This is a genomic window from Bordetella muralis (assembly GCF_054781015.1).
This window is the reverse complement of the sequence record NZ_BAAGVF010000006.1, coordinates 1,146,185-1,161,375: the sequence shown is the minus strand read 5'-3', so window position 1 is coordinate 1,161,375 and position 15,191 is coordinate 1,146,185. Positions and strand designations below refer to the sequence as shown.

General features: G+C 59.9%; 13 protein-coding genes. 8 read left to right on the top strand and 5 right to left on the bottom strand.

Annotated features, from left to right (window positions below):
* Positions 1-26: 26 nt before the first annotated feature.
* Together ACYVIT_RS16275 and ACYVIT_RS16270 are read right to left on the bottom strand one after the other, a co-directional pair.
* Positions 27-491, bottom strand: a complete 465-nt coding sequence (locus ACYVIT_RS16275; RefSeq protein ID WP_415805809.1) for a peroxiredoxin — start codon at positions 489-491, stop codon at positions 27-29.
* Positions 488-946, bottom strand: coding sequence for an Mth938-like domain-containing protein (locus ACYVIT_RS16270; RefSeq protein ID WP_415805808.1), 459 nt, complete (start codon positions 944-946; stop codon positions 488-490). The genes ACYVIT_RS16275 and ACYVIT_RS16270 overlap by 4 nt, the downstream gene beginning before the upstream one ends.
* A gap of 182 nt (positions 947-1,128) precedes the next feature.
* On the opposite strand from ACYVIT_RS16270, the gene alaC reads away from it, so the two are divergent.
* The 4 genes from alaC (at position 1,129) to ACYVIT_RS16250 (ending at position 5,564) form a co-directional block, all read left to right on the top strand.
* The gene (gene alaC / locus ACYVIT_RS16265; RefSeq protein ID WP_415805807.1) at positions 1,129-2,316 is read left to right on the top strand and encodes an alanine transaminase; all 1,188 of its coding nucleotides are present in this window, start codon (positions 1,129-1,131) and stop codon (positions 2,314-2,316) included.
* A 115-nt stretch (positions 2,317-2,431) separates the two neighbouring features.
* Positions 2,432-3,736, top strand: a complete 1,305-nt coding sequence (locus ACYVIT_RS16260; protein ID WP_415806028.1) for a homoserine dehydrogenase — start codon at positions 2,432-2,434, stop codon at positions 3,734-3,736.
* 52 nt (positions 3,737-3,788) lie between these two features.
* Positions 3,789-5,198, top strand: coding sequence for a threonine synthase (gene thrC, locus ACYVIT_RS16255; RefSeq protein WP_415805806.1), 1,410 nt, complete (start codon positions 3,789-3,791; stop codon positions 5,196-5,198).
* A gap of 144 nt (positions 5,199-5,342) precedes the next feature.
* Complete coding sequence (locus tag ACYVIT_RS16250) at positions 5,343-5,564, top strand: YgdI/YgdR family lipoprotein (protein WP_094821814.1); 222 nt, start codon at positions 5,343-5,345, stop codon at positions 5,562-5,564.
* A 573-nt stretch (positions 5,565-6,137) separates the two neighbouring features.
* Here the strand turns inward: ACYVIT_RS16250 and ACYVIT_RS16245 are convergent.
* A complete protein-coding gene (locus tag ACYVIT_RS16245) occupies positions 6,138-7,163 on the bottom strand; it encodes a class 1 fructose-bisphosphatase (RefSeq protein ID WP_415808035.1) in 1,026 nt (341 codons plus the stop codon).
* A 111-nt stretch (positions 7,164-7,274) separates the two neighbouring features.
* Positions 7,275-9,986 (bottom strand): aminopeptidase N, encoded by a 2,712-nt coding sequence (gene pepN, locus ACYVIT_RS16240; RefSeq protein WP_415808036.1) that lies wholly within the window; start codon positions 9,984-9,986, stop codon positions 7,275-7,277.
* A 195-nt stretch (positions 9,987-10,181) separates the two neighbouring features.
* Here pepN and ACYVIT_RS16235 point away from each other — a divergent pair, with 195 nt between their 5' ends.
* On the top strand, positions 10,182-10,817 hold the full coding sequence (locus ACYVIT_RS16235; RefSeq protein WP_415808037.1) for a DUF4136 domain-containing protein: 636 nt from the start codon (positions 10,182-10,184) through the stop codon (positions 10,815-10,817).
* A gap of 177 nt (positions 10,818-10,994) precedes the next feature.
* Here ACYVIT_RS16235 and ACYVIT_RS16230 read toward each other — a convergent pair whose 3' ends face one another.
* Positions 10,995-11,363: an H-NS histone family protein gene (locus ACYVIT_RS16230; RefSeq protein WP_415808038.1), complete on the bottom strand. Its 369-nt coding sequence runs from the start codon at positions 11,361-11,363 to the stop codon at positions 10,995-10,997.
* 148 nt (positions 11,364-11,511) lie between these two features.
* Between ACYVIT_RS16230 and ACYVIT_RS16225 the strand changes: the two genes are divergently transcribed.
* From ACYVIT_RS16225 to aroG, 3 genes are all read left to right on the top strand, one after another.
* Entirely contained in the window at positions 11,512-12,330 is an 819-nt protein-coding gene (locus tag ACYVIT_RS16225) for a carbon-nitrogen hydrolase family protein (RefSeq protein WP_415808039.1), read from the top strand.
* A gap of 12 nt (positions 12,331-12,342) precedes the next feature.
* The gene (tldD, locus tag ACYVIT_RS16220) at positions 12,343-13,803 is read left to right on the top strand and encodes a metalloprotease TldD (protein WP_415808040.1); all 1,461 of its coding nucleotides are present in this window, start codon (positions 12,343-12,345) and stop codon (positions 13,801-13,803) included.
* A 285-nt stretch (positions 13,804-14,088) separates the two neighbouring features.
* On the top strand, positions 14,089-15,162 hold the full coding sequence (gene aroG, locus ACYVIT_RS16215; protein WP_415808105.1) for a 3-deoxy-7-phosphoheptulonate synthase AroG: 1,074 nt from the start codon (positions 14,089-14,091) through the stop codon (positions 15,160-15,162).
* Positions 15,163-15,191 lie beyond the last annotated feature (29 nt).

Genomic DNA, 15,191 nt, shown 5'->3' with positions numbered 1-15,191 from the left:
CGCCTGACGATGATGCTCAGACAGACTTAACCAATACTGCGGGCAGCTTGCAGGACTTCATTGGCGTGATTGGGCACCTTGACCCCGCGCCATTCCTGGACAAGCCTACCGTAAGCGTCGATCAGAAACGTACTGCGTTCGATACCACGTACCTGTTTACCGTACATGTTCTTCTGCTTGATGACACCGTATAGATTGCAGACGGCCTCATCGGTGTCCGCGATGAGGGGGAAGGGCAGCTCGTACTTTCCCTGGAAATTCTGGTGCGATTTCAGCGAGTCGCGCGAGATCCCGATCACGACGGCGCTGGCCTCGAGGAAGTCGGCATGCAGATCGCGGAAATTCTGGCTCTCGGTCGTGCAGCCCGGGGTGTTGTCCTTGGGGTAGAAATACAGCACCACGGCGCGGCCCTGGCATTGTTCGAGGCTGATCGGGCCGATGGTGCTTTCAGCGGTAAAGAGAGGGGCAGGTTTGCCGATGAGCGTGGTCATGTGGGGAGATCTCCTTGGGTCGGCAGCAGGGCGACGACCACGCGTCGGCCCTCGGCCATCAGGATGTTGTAGGTGCGTGCGGCGGCCTGGGTGTCCATGACTTCGACCCCGATACCGGCCGCCAATAGCGGGCGCAGGACGTCCTGGCTCAGCATGCGCTGGCGGCTTCCTGTCCCGACGAGCAGCACCTCGGGGCCGATACCCTTTGCGAGCGTGCCGGTTTCAGGCTCGTCCAGAAACGCCAGCGGGTCGCGCTTGGCCTCGGAGAGTCCGGCGGCTTGTTGCAGAAGAGGCGCGGTAATGTCCGCGGCGCCTTGGACAGGCCATTCGGAGACCGTGCCTTCGGGGCCGAAGGCGACGGCATGGGAAAATCGTACCTGGTTGACTTCAATGTACCCATCACCGTAGGCGGTGACGGTATTCAGGGCCGATGCTGGGTCGGTGTGCAGCTTCAATAAAAACTCCAACTTGATGCTTCCGATAATAGCGCATCGGGATGTCGGTTTGTTGCCGGGTAACTACCGGTAGAGGGACAGAACGTGTCAATTTGCCGACGGGGCCTGCATGCGCTAGATTACTAAGTTTTGCTGCGCTGCAAATCCGCGTCATCCCGCCCCATATCAAGGAATGGTCCCCCATGAGGAAGTTCTCCCGCATCGAGCGTCTGCCCCCGTATGTGTTCAACATTACCGGCGAGCTCAAGATGGCCGCCCGTCGGCGGGGCGAGGACATCATCGATATGTCCATGGGCAATCCTGATGGCGCTACCCCCAAACACATCGTCGACAAAATGGTTGAGGCCACGTTGCGGCCCACCACTCACGGCTATTCCGTGTCCAAAGGCATTCCGCGCCTGCGCAAAGCCATCTGTGATTGGTATCAGCGCCGCTATGACGTCGAATTTGACCCGGATAGCGAGGCCATCGTCACCATCGGTTCGAAAGAAGGCCTGGCGCACTTGATGCTGGCGACGCTGGATCGCGGCGATACCGTTCTGGTGCCCAATCCCAGCTATCCCATCCATATTTATGGCGCGGTGATCGCCGGCGCCAATATCCGCTCGGTGCGTATGACGCCGGGCGTGGATTTTTTCGAAGAACTCCAGCGCGCAGTTCGCGAGTCGATTCCGAAGCCCAAGATGATGATTCTCGGGTTCCCCAGCAATCCGACCGCGCAATGTGTCGACCTGTCGTTTTTCGAGCGCGTGGTGGCGCTGGCCAAGGAGCACGACATCCTGGTCGTGCACGATCTGGCCTACGCCGATATCTGCTTTGACGGCTACGTCGCGCCGTCCATCATGCAGGTCCCGGGCGCGCGCGATGTCGCGGTCGAGTTCTTTACCATGAGCAAAAGCTACAACATGGCTGGCTGGCGCATCGGCTACATGGTGGGCAATCGTGACCTGGTCAATGCGCTGGCGCGGATCAAGAGCTATCACGACTACGGCACGTTCACGCCGATTCAGGTGGCCTCTATTGCCGCCCTGGACGGCCCGCAGGACTGTGTCAACGAGGTCGTCGAGCAATACCGCAATCGCCGCGACGTGCTGGCGCGCGGGCTGCACGAGGCCGGCTGGAACGTAGAGATCCCCAAAGCATCCATGTACATCTGGGCGCAGATTCCCGAGCCATACCGAGCCATGGGTTCCCTGGAATTCTCCAAGCGCGTGTTATCCGACGCCAAGGTCGCCGTATCGCCGGGCATCGGCTTTGGTGAATACGGCGACGAGTACGTACGCTTTGCCCTGATTGAAAACGAACAACGCACGCGTCAGGCGGTGCGTGGTATCAAAGAAATGTTCCGCAAGGACGGCTTGTTGAAATGAACCTGGTTGTTGCCGATCCCGGCATCACAGACCAGCCACCGTATTCTGGAAATTGGAAATGACAAACGCTGCAAGTACCCAGCCCGCCTCCGGGGCAGTTCATCCGGGCGCCGACCTGAAACCCATCAAGATTGGCCTGTTGGGCTTAGGTGTCGTGGGCGGTGGCACCTGGAGCGTGCTCACCCGCAACGCCGAAGAAATCGCCCGCCGTGCCGGACGTCGCATCGAGATCAGCCGCATCGCCGTGCGTGACGTAGCCAAGGCGCGCGGCCGTATCGGCGAGGCCATCCCGGTGGACACCGACGTGCAGGCCTTGGTGCGTGACCCCAATGTCGACATCGTGGTCGAGCTCATCGGCGGCGACACGCTCGCGCGCGAACTGGTGCTCGAGGCCATCGCAAACGGCAAGCATGTCGTTACCGCCAACAAGGCCTTGCTGGCCAAACATGGCAACGAGATTTTTGCCGCCGCATCTGCCCAAGGCGTGATGGTGGCGTTCGAGGCCGCTGTCGCGGGTGGCATCCCCATCATCAAGGCCATTCGCGAAGGGCTGACGGCCAATCGCATCGAGTGGGTCGCGGGCATCATCAACGGCACCACGAATTTCATTCTGTCTGAAATGCGTTCGCGTGGCCTGCCTTTTGCCGACGTCTTGGCAGAGGCGCAGCGTCTGGGTTATGCCGAGGCTGATCCTACCTTCGACGTCGAGGGTGTCGATGCGGCCCACAAACTCACTTTGCTGGCATCGCTGGCCTTTGGCGTGCCGGTGCAATTCGACAAAGCCCACATCGAGGGCATCTCGCAGCTCGCCCAAGAAGACATCGCCCACGCCGAGCGTCTGGGTTATCGCATCAAACTGCTGGGTATCACCAAGCGCCGTGCCGATGGCATCGAACTGCGCGTGCATCCGGCATTGGTGCCCGCCGAGCGTCTGCTGGCCAATGTCGAGGGCGCGATGAACGCCGTGCTGGTCCGTGGCGATGCCGTCGGCCCGACGCTGTACTACGGCCAGGGCGCGGGCGAGGAGCCTACTGCCTCTGCCGTGGTCGCCGATCTCGTTGACGTGACGCGTCTGCATACCGCCGATCCGGGTAACCGCGTCCCGCACCTGGCATTCCAGCCTGACGCCCTGTCGGATCTGGCCATTCTGCCTATCGATCAGATCAGTACCTCGTATTACCTGCGTTTGCGCGTCGACGATCAGCCTGGCGTGTTGGCCGATATCGCACGTGTGCTGGCCGATCTCGAAATCTCCATCGGCTCGATGATCCAGCAACCCTCGCACATCGGTGGCGCCGACATCATTTTCCTGACGCATCAAGCCACCGAAGGCAACGTCGACAAAGCCATCCACAGTATCGAACAACTGCCGTTTGTACGTTCCAGCGTCACGCGCCTGCGCGTAGAAACCTTGAATTGACAATGTTCCTTTATCTTTCCGGCATGAATATCGAGGTTTCTCGAGGCTCCCGATGAAATATATCTCTACCCGCGGCGGCATGGCGCCGCAAGCGTTCACCGACATCCTATTGGAGGGCCTCGCGCCCGATGGCGGATTAGCCGTTCCTGAAACGCTGCCGCAAATCTCTGCCGATACGCTCGAATCCTGGCGCGGCCTGTCCTACGCCGATCTCGCCTTCGAGGTGCTATCGACGTTTGCGACCGACATTCCCGCCGACGACCTGCGTCGCTTGACGCGTGCCGCGTATCGCGAAGGCATCTTCAGCAGCGCAGACATCGTGCCCTTGCGGCCGCTGGATGGTGGCTTGCAACTATTGGGCTTGTCTGAAGGGCCCACCTTGGCTTTCAAAGACATGGCCATGCAGTTCCTCGGCCAGGTATTCGAATACGTCCTGACGCAACGCGGCGCGACATTGAACATTCTGGGTGCGACCTCCGGCGATACCGGGTCGGCTGCGGAATATGCCCTGCGCGGCAAACGCGGCGTATCGGTGTTCATGCTGTCGCCGCATGGCCGCATGAGCGCGTTCCAACGCGCACAAATGTATTCGCTGCAAGACGAGAACATTCACAACATCGCCGTGCGCGGTGTGTTCGACGAGGCGCAGGACATCGTCAAGGCACTGGCCGGCGATCTGCAGTTCAAGACCCAATATCGTCTGGGCGCAGTGAATTCCATCAACTGGGCGCGGATTGCAGCGCAGGTCGTGTACTACTTCCACGGCTGGTTGCGCGCCACGACAGGCCGCGGCCAACAAGTCTCGTTCGCCGTGCCGTCGGGCAATTTCGGCAACATCCTGTCGGGCCACATCGCCCGCAGCATGGGCTTGCCCGTACGCCGTCTGGTGTTGGCCACGAACGAAAACAACGTGCTCGAAGAATTCTTCCGCACGGGCATCTACCGTCCTCGCGGCGCAGAGCATACCTACGCGACCTCCAGTCCCTCCATGGACATCTCGCGCGCGTCGAACTTCGAGCGCTTTGTGTTCGACTTGGTCGGTCGCGATCCGCAACGTGTCAAGGCTCTGTGGGCCGATCTCGCGCGCGATGGCTATTTTGATCTGTCCTCGCTCAAATCCGCATTCGAATCGCAGTATGGCTTCGTCGCAGGTACAAGCACGCACGACGATCGCTTGTCCGTGATTCGCGCCACGCATGCAGCAACCGGCGTATTGATCGATCCCCATACCGCCGACGGCGTGAAAGTCGCACGCGAGCATGTGGAGCCAGGCGTGCCAATGCTGGTCCTGGAAACCGCCTTGCCCGCGAAGTTCTCCGAAACTATCGAAGCCGCCCTGGGTAAAAGGGTCGAACCCCCGGCGGCCTTGGCCGATCTGGAGTCCTTGCCCCAGCGAGTCGAGGTCATGGATTGCGACGCACAGTTGGTGCGACGCTACATTGAGGCGAACGCCAAGGTGTAAGAGGCGTTGCAGGCTGTTTTATGACACCGCCCGCCCGGGCGGTGTCATTACAGTCTTATGCATTTTGGCCACATCCGGTCACGGAATAGGCGGGGTTACGACCTAAAGTGAAGCTTCGTTCAAGATTGACGGAGTTACCGCTATATGAAATTCAAAACCCTGATGCTCGCTTCGACCATTACCGGAATCGCTGTTCTGGCTGGATGCTCAACGCCCTCAGTGATCCAAAAGCGCGATGGCAGTCAGGTTATGACTTCTGACAAGCCTGAATATAACGAGGACACTGGCTTTTACGAGTACGATAAAAACGGCCAGAGAGTGCAAGTTAACAAGGACGATGTGAAGACCATCGAAGAAGTTAAGTAGTCTTGGCTTTGTGTATTAAAGAAAGACCCGAGCGGGTAGTTGCTTGCTTGGGTCTTTTTTATGCGATTCGAATCTGCCAGTCAGTTGGGTGCATAGGTCTTCTCTGTGAAGACGTCCCTGTCGGGCGCCTGGAAGCCACACCGGGCCTATCGCCGCGACTCGGCCCATGACCAGGGGCCTCGGCCCGCTTCGCGGGCTAAATCGCGGCTCAACGGCCCGGTGTGGCTTCCAGGCGCCCGACAGGGACTCGCATGAAGGCATGCCGCGGATGCTGGCTGTTGAAGGCCTGAGTGTCGTCGGCAACGCGAGCCGGGGGCCGTCATGTAAAGGCTGTGCCGGCCCGTTGAGTCCGCCGAACCATCCTTGTCAGGCGGGGGGTAGTCGGCTGGGCATGTTTGAGCGCAGCGTAGCGGAGCGAGTTTGCCCAGCCGCCCCGCCTGGCGAGGATGGTGAAGGGCAGTCTGGTCGCGCAGGCGACCAGACCGGACGATAGGGCCGGCGCAGCCTTTACATGACGGCCCCCGGCGTTTTAAGAACTCTTACGCCGCATATCTGCGACGCCCAGAGTCCCCGTCAAGCTCCCGCAGACGCCTCAGCGTGATACCGCCCCACACGCTCGACTTCATTCTTCGACCCGAGCACCACACTAACCCGCTGGTGCAGTTTCTCCGGCTGAATATCGAGAATCCGCTGATTGCCGTCAATCGATGCACCGCCTGCCTGCTCGACGATCCAGCTCATCGGATTAGCCTCGTACATCAAGCGCAGTTTGCCCGCCTTGCCCGGTTCACGCGCATCCCAGGGATACATGAAGATCCCGCCACGCGTCAGAATGCGATGCACATCCGCCACCATCGAGGCGATCCAACGCATGTTGAAGTCTTTGCCCAAAGGCCCCGTTTTACCGGCCAGGCATTCGTCGATATAGCGTTTGACCGGCGGCGCCCAGTGACGCATGTTCGACATGTTGATCGCGAATTCCTTGGTGTCCTCGGGAATGCGGATGTTTTCATGCGTCAACACCCACGAACCCATCTCGCGATCCAGCGTAAAACCAACGACGCCATTGCCGATGGTCAGCACCAACATCGTTTGCGGCCCATACACCGCATAGCCAGCGACAACTTGTTGGCTGCCCGGTTGCAGGAAATCCTGTTCGCAGACTTCGTCCGCACCGGACACGCGATGCGGTGCGCGCAAGACCGAGAAAATCGTGCCGATCGAGACGTTGACGTCGATGTTCGAGGAGCCATCCAGGGGATCGAACAGCAGCAGATATTCGCCCTTGGGATAGCGGTTCGGAATCAGGTGGATGGTTTCCATTTCTTCGGAAGCCATGGCCGCCAGATGACCGCCCCATTCGTTGGCTTCCAACAGAATTTCATTGGACAGCACATCGAGTTTTTTCTGGACTTCGCCCTGAACGTTTTCGGATTCCAGGGCGCCCAGCACGCCGCCCAGCGCGCCCTTGCTGACAGCGTGGCTGATGGCCTTGCAGGCGCGCGCCACGACTTCGATGAGCAACCGGACTTCCGGCGCCAGGGCCTGGGCAGAGCGCTGCTGCTCGACCAGGTGTTGGGTAAGGGTTTTGCGTTTCAAGAGGGATCTCCGTAATCAACGTAAAACAGGTGAGCCGCACAAGCTGCCGCGAATAAGCAGGCAGGGGGCAAGACCGAGGGCCGGGACATCTGCGCCCTCGGTGACGTGGTGTTAGGCCGCAAACTCCAGGGCCTTTGATACGATCTCCAGCACGTTGCGCGACAAGCCGGCGTGGTTGCGCACGCGTTGCAGCGCCGCTTGCATGGGGGTGCGCAACTCGGGCACGAAGCGTGCCCAGTTATCCAGCGCACGCGTCAGGCGGGCAGCGATCTCAGGATTCAGGGCGTCGAGCGCCAGGACTTGTTCGGCCCAATAGTCGTAACCAGCGCCATCAGCCCGATGCAGCCCGCGCGCATTGTTCAGGCAGAACTGAAAAACCAGCGCTCGAGCGCGATTCGGGTTGCGCAGCGTAAAGGCGGGATGAGCCATCAGCGCGCGCACGCTGTCGACATTGCTGCTCAAGGCAGTGGCTTGCAGCATGAACCATTTGTCGATGACCAGTGGATCGTCTTTCCAGCGCGTATAGAACGTGTCCAGCGCTTGCGCCGCAAGCTCGCCAGGGGCGTAGTTCACAAGGGCGCCGAGCGCGGCCAGGCTGTCGGTCATGTTGCCGGCCTGGTCGAATTGCGCCTGGGCCAGCGCCTGCGCACCGCCGACCTCGGCCGCCATCAAATGACCGAGCGCCTGATTTTTCAGGGCGCGCTGGCCGGCGGGGCCAGGGGCGGGGCTGTAGGTGCCAGGCGTCTGGTTGGCGTCGAAAGCCTCGCGCCATTGCGCCGCCAACTGCCGTCCCAACTCCCTGCGCAGGAAGTCCCGAGCGGCTGCGAGGGCAGGAGGGTCGATGGCTTCCTGACGCTCTGCCAGGGTCTTTTCCGAGGGCAAGGCCAAAGCGCGTGCGCGATAGCCCGCATCCAGGGCAGGATCTGTCAGCAAGGCGCGCCACGCGTCGATAAAGGCGGCGTTGACCTGCAGCGGCGCACCAGCCTGATGCTGGGCCGCCAGGGCCAAAATCTGGCGAGTTGCCAGTTCCTGGCCGGCTTCCCACCGGGCAAACGGGTCGCGGTCGTGAGCGGAGAGCAGCGCCAGCTCTTCATCCGTCCAGTCGTACTCCACAATGACAGGCGCCGAAAAACCGCGCAGCAATGAAGGAATCGGTTTAGCGGGAACGTTCTCGAATACCCATTGCTGACGGGGCTCGGTCAGTTCCAGCAGCGCCGTGTCCTGTGGTTGCGAGGAGCCGTCGAGATGCAGCGGCAGGGCGCGTCCCTCGGCGTCGAGCAAGCCCAGGGCAAAGGGGATGTGGAAAGGCGCCTTGACGTAGTCGCCACCTGCGCGTTTTTCCACGCCGACCAGCGGGCAGCTCTGGCTCAACGTTACCGTGCAACGTTGTGCCGCGGCATCGTAATCCAGTGTTACCGCGACGCGGGGCGTACCCGCCTGGCGATACCAGCGACGAAATACGGACAGGTCGCGGCCCGGGTTCAAGCGGGTATAGACCGACTCCATGGCGGCGACAAAATCATCGCACGTGACCGCCTGGCCATCGTGGCGGCGGAAATACTCGTCGATCCCTGCACGGAATCCCTCTGCGCCCAACAGCGTATGCTGCATCCGGATGACCTCGGCGCCTTTTTCGTACACCGTCGCGGTGTAGAAATTGCCGATCTCCTGATAGCTTTCCGGGCGAATCGGGTGCGCCATGGGGCCCGCGTCTTCGGGGAACTGGGCCGCTCGCAGCGTCACGACATCGTCGATGCGCTTGACGGCACGGGCGCTGGCCGCAGCCGCCGCGTCCAGGCCGCGCGCCATCATATCGGCAGTGAACTCCTGGTCACGGAAAACCGTCAGACCCTCTTTCAGGCTGAGCTGGAACCAATCACGGCACGTGACGCGGTTGCCGGTCCAGTTGTGGAAATATTCATGGCCAATGACTGCCTCGATGCCCTCGTAATTGGCATCTGTCGCCGTGTGCGGGTCGGCCAGCACGTAGGCAGCGTTGAAGATATTCAGGCCTTTGTTTTCCATGGCGCCCATGTTGAAGTCGCGCACGGCGACCACCATGAAGCGGTCCAGGTCCAGTTCCAACCCGAATCGGGTTTCGTCCCATTGCAGCGCACGTACGAGGGACTCCAGTGCCCACTCTGTGCGATCCTCGGCGCCCGGATCGCTATAGACCTGCAGCAGGACAGGGCGCCCGGACGCCGTCTTGACGGTGGTTTCCCGGTGTGTGAGCTGCCCGGCCACCAGGGCAAACAGATAGCAGGGTTTGGGAAAGGGGTCTTCCCATTGGGCTTCCTGGCGGCCGTCGGGCAGGGTCCGCGTGGACAGCAAGTTGCCGTTGGACAGCAGCACGGGGTACGCGTCGCCAGCCCGCAAGGTCACCTGATAGCGCGACATGACGTCGGGCCGGTCGGCAAAATAAGCAATGCGGCGAAAACCCTCGGCTTCGCATTGGGTAAAGAAATTGCCACCCGACACATACAGACCCATCAGGGTGGAGTTGGCGCTGGGCTGGCAACGGCTGACGATCTCGACCGTCGCCTGGGCGGGCAGATTTGACAACACCAAGGCCGCGTCATCCAGCGTGTACTGTTCGGTCGGCCAGGGTTTGCCGTCGACGTGCAGCGACACTAATTCGAGTTCGGCGCCATCCAGGACCAGCGGCGCGTTGGCCGGCGCGTCCGCTTTGCGCTCGACCTGCAGCGTGCTATGCACCAGGGTGGCTTCGGGATCCAGGTCGAACGCCAGAGCCACCGTCGGGATGGCATAGGGGTAGGGCTGATAATCTTTGCGATATACGGTTACAGGCGTTTCGGTGCGCATGCCTAGATCGGATCAGAATAGGTAATGCCCTATTGTAGTAGTAGGCTGCCAGGCATTCGGTGGATAGAAATATCCAGTTGAAAAACTTTTGCTCGCCGGAGATGTCGAAGTCTGCCCAGGTATGATGAGTTTCGTGTGCCCACGGAGACGCTGGACGGATCCACGCCCGGCCCTGGGGCCTCTAGGAGACCCGCTATGTTTGAATCCCGCAAATGGCTAGGCCTGTGCCGTCTGGCGGGTGTGGCCACCGTGTTGTCAGCGACCATTCTGGTGACGGGATGCGCCACCCCGACAGTACAGGCCAGAGTGACGTCGTTCCAGCATTGGCCCTCTGATGTGGTGGGGGCGACCTATCGGTTTGTGGACGCCACGCCCGGCCAGGCGAATAATCTCGAATATCAGGCTTACCAGGACGCGATGCGCGCCAGTATCGGGCCTACGGGTTTGGTCGAAGCGCCACCGGGCGCCTCAGCGCGGTTTAATGTGTCATTCAAATACGGCACTGAGCAAACTCAAGTCATGACGCGGCAGCCGTACGATCCTTATTTCTATGGCGGATTCGGCGGCTTTTATGGGCCGCCATGGTGGGGCCCAGGCTATTGGGGGCCTAGCTGGGTAGACGTGCCGACCGTGGCCTATCGTAATCGTTTGACGGTTGAAATTTACGACAACGCCAACAAGGGAGCGGAAGTTTACCGTTCGTCGGCCTATATTTTGAGTGGCCGGGAGAACCTCGTGCGCACCATGCCCTATTTGACGCGGGCGATATTCGATAATTTTCCCGGGAATAATGGATCGGAGCGCGAAGTCGAATATCCCGTTAATCGTTAACTGTTTTCCATTAACAGCAATAATCAGGCTGAACCGCGCGGGGAATAATCCCTATGTAATATGTCGGACTATGTCACGGCGCAGCTTAGGCGAGCCGATTTATTCAAGGATTTAGGGACGGATTAAAACTGGGATTGGTCCGAAATTACTGCCCCAGGGGTGGCCTGGGGCAGTAATTCATTCGGTAATGAGAAAGGTTTCGCGGCTATTGCCGGCGGCTTCTTCGGCAGCGAGCCAGCGAGGCGCTTTGCCGCGGCCGCTCCAGGTTTCACCGCTCTGGGGGTGACGGTATTTGGGAGCCACTTGGCGCTTGGCTGCCGTGGGTGCCGAGGCCTTGCGGCCGCCGGAGGCGCGGGGGGGTTTGGCAGCACCACTGAATGCTGCAGCGATTTCTTCCGGAGTGATATTGTATTCACGCATGGAAGACACAATCGAGGCAATCACCGGCTTACGGCGTTTCGTTTGGAGTGCTTCAGCTTTTTTCTGCAACTTGCTGATTTCTTTTTCTATTTTGGCTTGCAAGGTGGCGTAAGTTTCACGGGGCATGACTTGGTCCTGACGAATAATCAGACAGTTTTTGAATAGGGATATTGTGCCGGATATTGTTTTGATACGGCTATATCACCAATAATACCTAAAATAACCCATAAATGGATAGGTGAGTCAAGCTCATCGCATTAAAAGTAGGTGGTGAATGAGTAACTCCAAATTGAATTCGATATCAGTAGCTGCTATTCAGATGGTTTCCAGCCCGGACGTGCAGGATAATCTGCGCCAGGCTGGCGAATTAATTGAAATGGCAGCTGATTCGGGGGCAAGGCTGGTGTCATTACCCGAATATTTTTGTTTTATGGGAACCGCTGATCTGCAAAAACTTGAGATTAAGGAGCAACCCGGTTCCGGGCCGATTCAAGACTTTCTGGCCGAACAGGCTGCCAAACACCAGATCTGGTTGGCAGGCGGCACCCTGCCTCTGGCGTGTCCGGATGCCGGGCGCGTGTTCAATACCACGTTTGTTTATGGGCCAGACGGAAAGTCCGCCGCCCGATACGACAAAATCCATTTATTCAATTTTCAACGCGGCGCGGAGGCTTATGACGAATCGATTGCGATTCGCCCCGGAGACGCCGTGCAAACCGTGCAGACCCCCTGGGCGCGTGTCGGGCTGTCGATATGTTACGACCTGCGGTTTCCCGAACTTTATCGGGCGTTGGGCCAGGTGGACTTGATTTTGGTGCCGGCCGCCTTCACCTACACTACAGGGAAAGCCCATTGGGAATTATTGTTGCGTGCACGTGCCATCGAGAACCAATGCTATGTGCTGGCGGCCGCCCAGGGTGGGCATCACGTCAATGGCCGGCGCACTTGGGGGCATTCCATGTTGATTGACCCGTGGGGCGAGATAATTGACGTGTTACCCGAGGGGCCAGGCGTGGTCAGCGGTACGATAGAGCCTGAGCGCCTGACGCAAGTGCGCGCCTCGCTGCCTGCGTTGCGCCACCGAGTCCTGTAAAACAGAGATTTTATGAACCTGATCGATCCCGATATCCAATCGTTGGCTACGGCCAAGTCATTATTGCTGGACCCCTGGGGCTTGACTGAGTCCGACATGGCGCGCGCGCTAGGGGAAATTTTCACCCACAAGGTCGATTACGCCGATCTGTATTTTCAATATACCCGTAGCGAAGGCTGGAGCCTCGAAGAAGGTATCGTGAAAACCGGCAGTTTTTCGATCGGGCAGGGCGTGGGCGTGCGTGCCATCAGCGGCGAGAAAACCGCGTTTGCCTATTCCGATTCCCTGTCGCCGGATGCCTTGTTGTCGTCGGCTCGTACGGTGCGCGGCATTGCCCGCCGTGGCGCTGGCAAGGTCAAAGTCGCAGCCCAGGTTCCTCCCCTGGCTGGCCGTAGCCTGTATGCCGACCTGGACCCGCTGACGACACTGAGCGCCCCGGACAAAGTCGCATTGCTTGAGCGCGTGGAGCGGATGGCGCGCGCGCGGGATCCGCATGTCATTCAGGTCATGGCTGGCCTGGGGGCGGAATATGATGTGATTCTGGTGGCGGGCAGCGATGGCCGTTTGGCTGCTGATGTGCGCCCGCTGGTGCGTTTGTCTCTGACCGTGATCGCCGAGCGTAATGGCCGTCGCGAGATGGGGCACTCCGGCGGCGGCGGCCGCACAGGGTTGGCCTATTTCTCGGACGAGATCCTGCAAGGCTATGTAGAACGCGCCGTGCACGAGGCCATGGTCAACCTGGAAGCGCGTCCCGCTCCTGCCGGCGAAATGACGGTGGTGCTGGGCTCGGGCTGGCCGGGCATTTTGCTGCATGAGGCCGTCGGCCATGGCCTGGAAGGCGATTTCAATCGCAAGGGTTCCAGCGTGTTTTCGGGCCGCATTGGCGAGCGCGTCGCGTCCAAGGGCGTGACCGTGATCGACGACGGCACGCTGCCGGATCGTCGTGGCTCGCTGAATATCGATGACGAAGGCAATGCCACGCAACGCAACGTCCTCATCGAAGACGGCATTTTGCGCGGCTACATGCAGGACACGCTGAACGCCCGGCTGATGAAAACGTCCGCCACAGGTAATGGCCGGCGAGAATCCTTTGCTCATCTGCCCATGCCTCGCATGACCAACACTTATATGTTGGCAGGCCAGACGCCGCCTGAGGAAATCATTGCCTCGGTCAAGCACGGGCTTTATGCCGCGAACTTCGGGGGCGGGCAGGTCGACATCACTAACGGTAAATTCGTGTTCTCGGCCTCTGAGGCCTACATGATCGAAAACGGCAAGATCACCTACCCGGTCAAGGGCGCGACCTTGATCGGCAACGGACCGGATGCCATGAACCAGGTCAGCTTGATCGGCAATGACCTGCAATTGGATTCCGGTGTCGGCACCTGCGGTAAAGACGGCCAGAGCGTGCCGGTTGGGGTCGGGATGCCTACTGTGCGCATGGATGGCCTGACAGTCGGCGGAACCGCCTGATCAGCGGCCGGGGGGATGTTGTGCCGGGGATGGGATGGCCGTCCGATCCCTGAAGCCCCCTGGTTTTCAAAAGTCGTAGACGATGTTTGGAAATTTGTGCTAGAGTCCCTCCCTATGAAATTCGCGTCCCCCGCTTTTTATTTTTATTTTTTTGGTTTTCTGAAGCCGCTGGCGGAGGAAGGGACGCACTTAAACTAAAGTCGTACAAAATTCCTTAAAAAAGCCGCCAGCTGCCCTGGCGGCTTTTTTGTGCCGCCAGCCTGGTGGGTCACCCAGGAGTCTCTCGTGTCACACAACACCGACGATCTTCGCATCCGCGAAATCAAAGAACTGAATCCGCCCTCGCACGTCATGCGCGAGTTTTCCTGCACCCAGGAGGCATCCGAAACGGTATTCGCCGCGCGACAGGCGATGCACCGCATTCTGCATGGCATGGATGACCGTCTGATCGTGGTCATCGGGCCATGTTCGATTCACGACACCAAGGCCGCCCTGGAATACGCCCAGCGCCTGAAGCCCGTACGCGATCGCCTGAAGGGCGAGCTGGAAATCGTGATGCGTGTGTATTTCGAAAAGCCTCGCACGACTGTGGGCTGGAAGGGGCTGATCAACGATCCGGGCCTGGACGGCAGTTTCGACATCAATCGCGGCATTCGTGTCGCCCGTGAGTTGTTGCTGGACATCAATAGCCAGGGGCTGCCGGCAGGCTGCGAATTTCTGGACATGATCACGCCGCAATACATCGCCGACCTGGTGTCCTGGGGCGCCATCGGGGCGCGTACGACCGAAAGCCAAGTTCACCGCGAGCTGGCTTCCGGCCTGTCGTGTCCGGTCGGTTTCAAGAATGGCACGGATGGCAATGTGAAGATCGCCGTGGACGCGATCAAGGCGGCATCACAGCCCCATCATTTCCTGTCGGTGACCAAAGGCGGGCATTCGGCCATCGTCTCGACGGCTGGCAACGAGGACTGCCACGTTATTCTGCGCGGCGGCAAGGCGCCTAACTATGACGCGGCCAGTGTTTCGGCAGCCTGCGCGGATATGGCGAAATCCGGTCTCGCGCAGCGCGTGATGATCGATGCCAGCCATGCCAACAGCAGCAAAAAACCGGAGAACCAACCCTTGGTTGCGGACGATGTCGCGCGTCAGCTCGAAGCAGGCGATACGCGTATTGTCGGCCTGATGATCGAAAGCCATCTGGTCGCCGGCCGCCAGGATATGGTGCCGGGAGAGCCGCTGGTGTACGGCCAGAGCATCACCGACGGCTGCATCGATTGGGATGCTTCGGTGGCGGTATTGGAGCGGCTCGCCGGTGCGGTGAAAGCCCGGCGGCTGGCCGCGGCAGTTGTGGGGAAATGAGGCCGCGCAAGGCGTAGAATAGGTTTTTT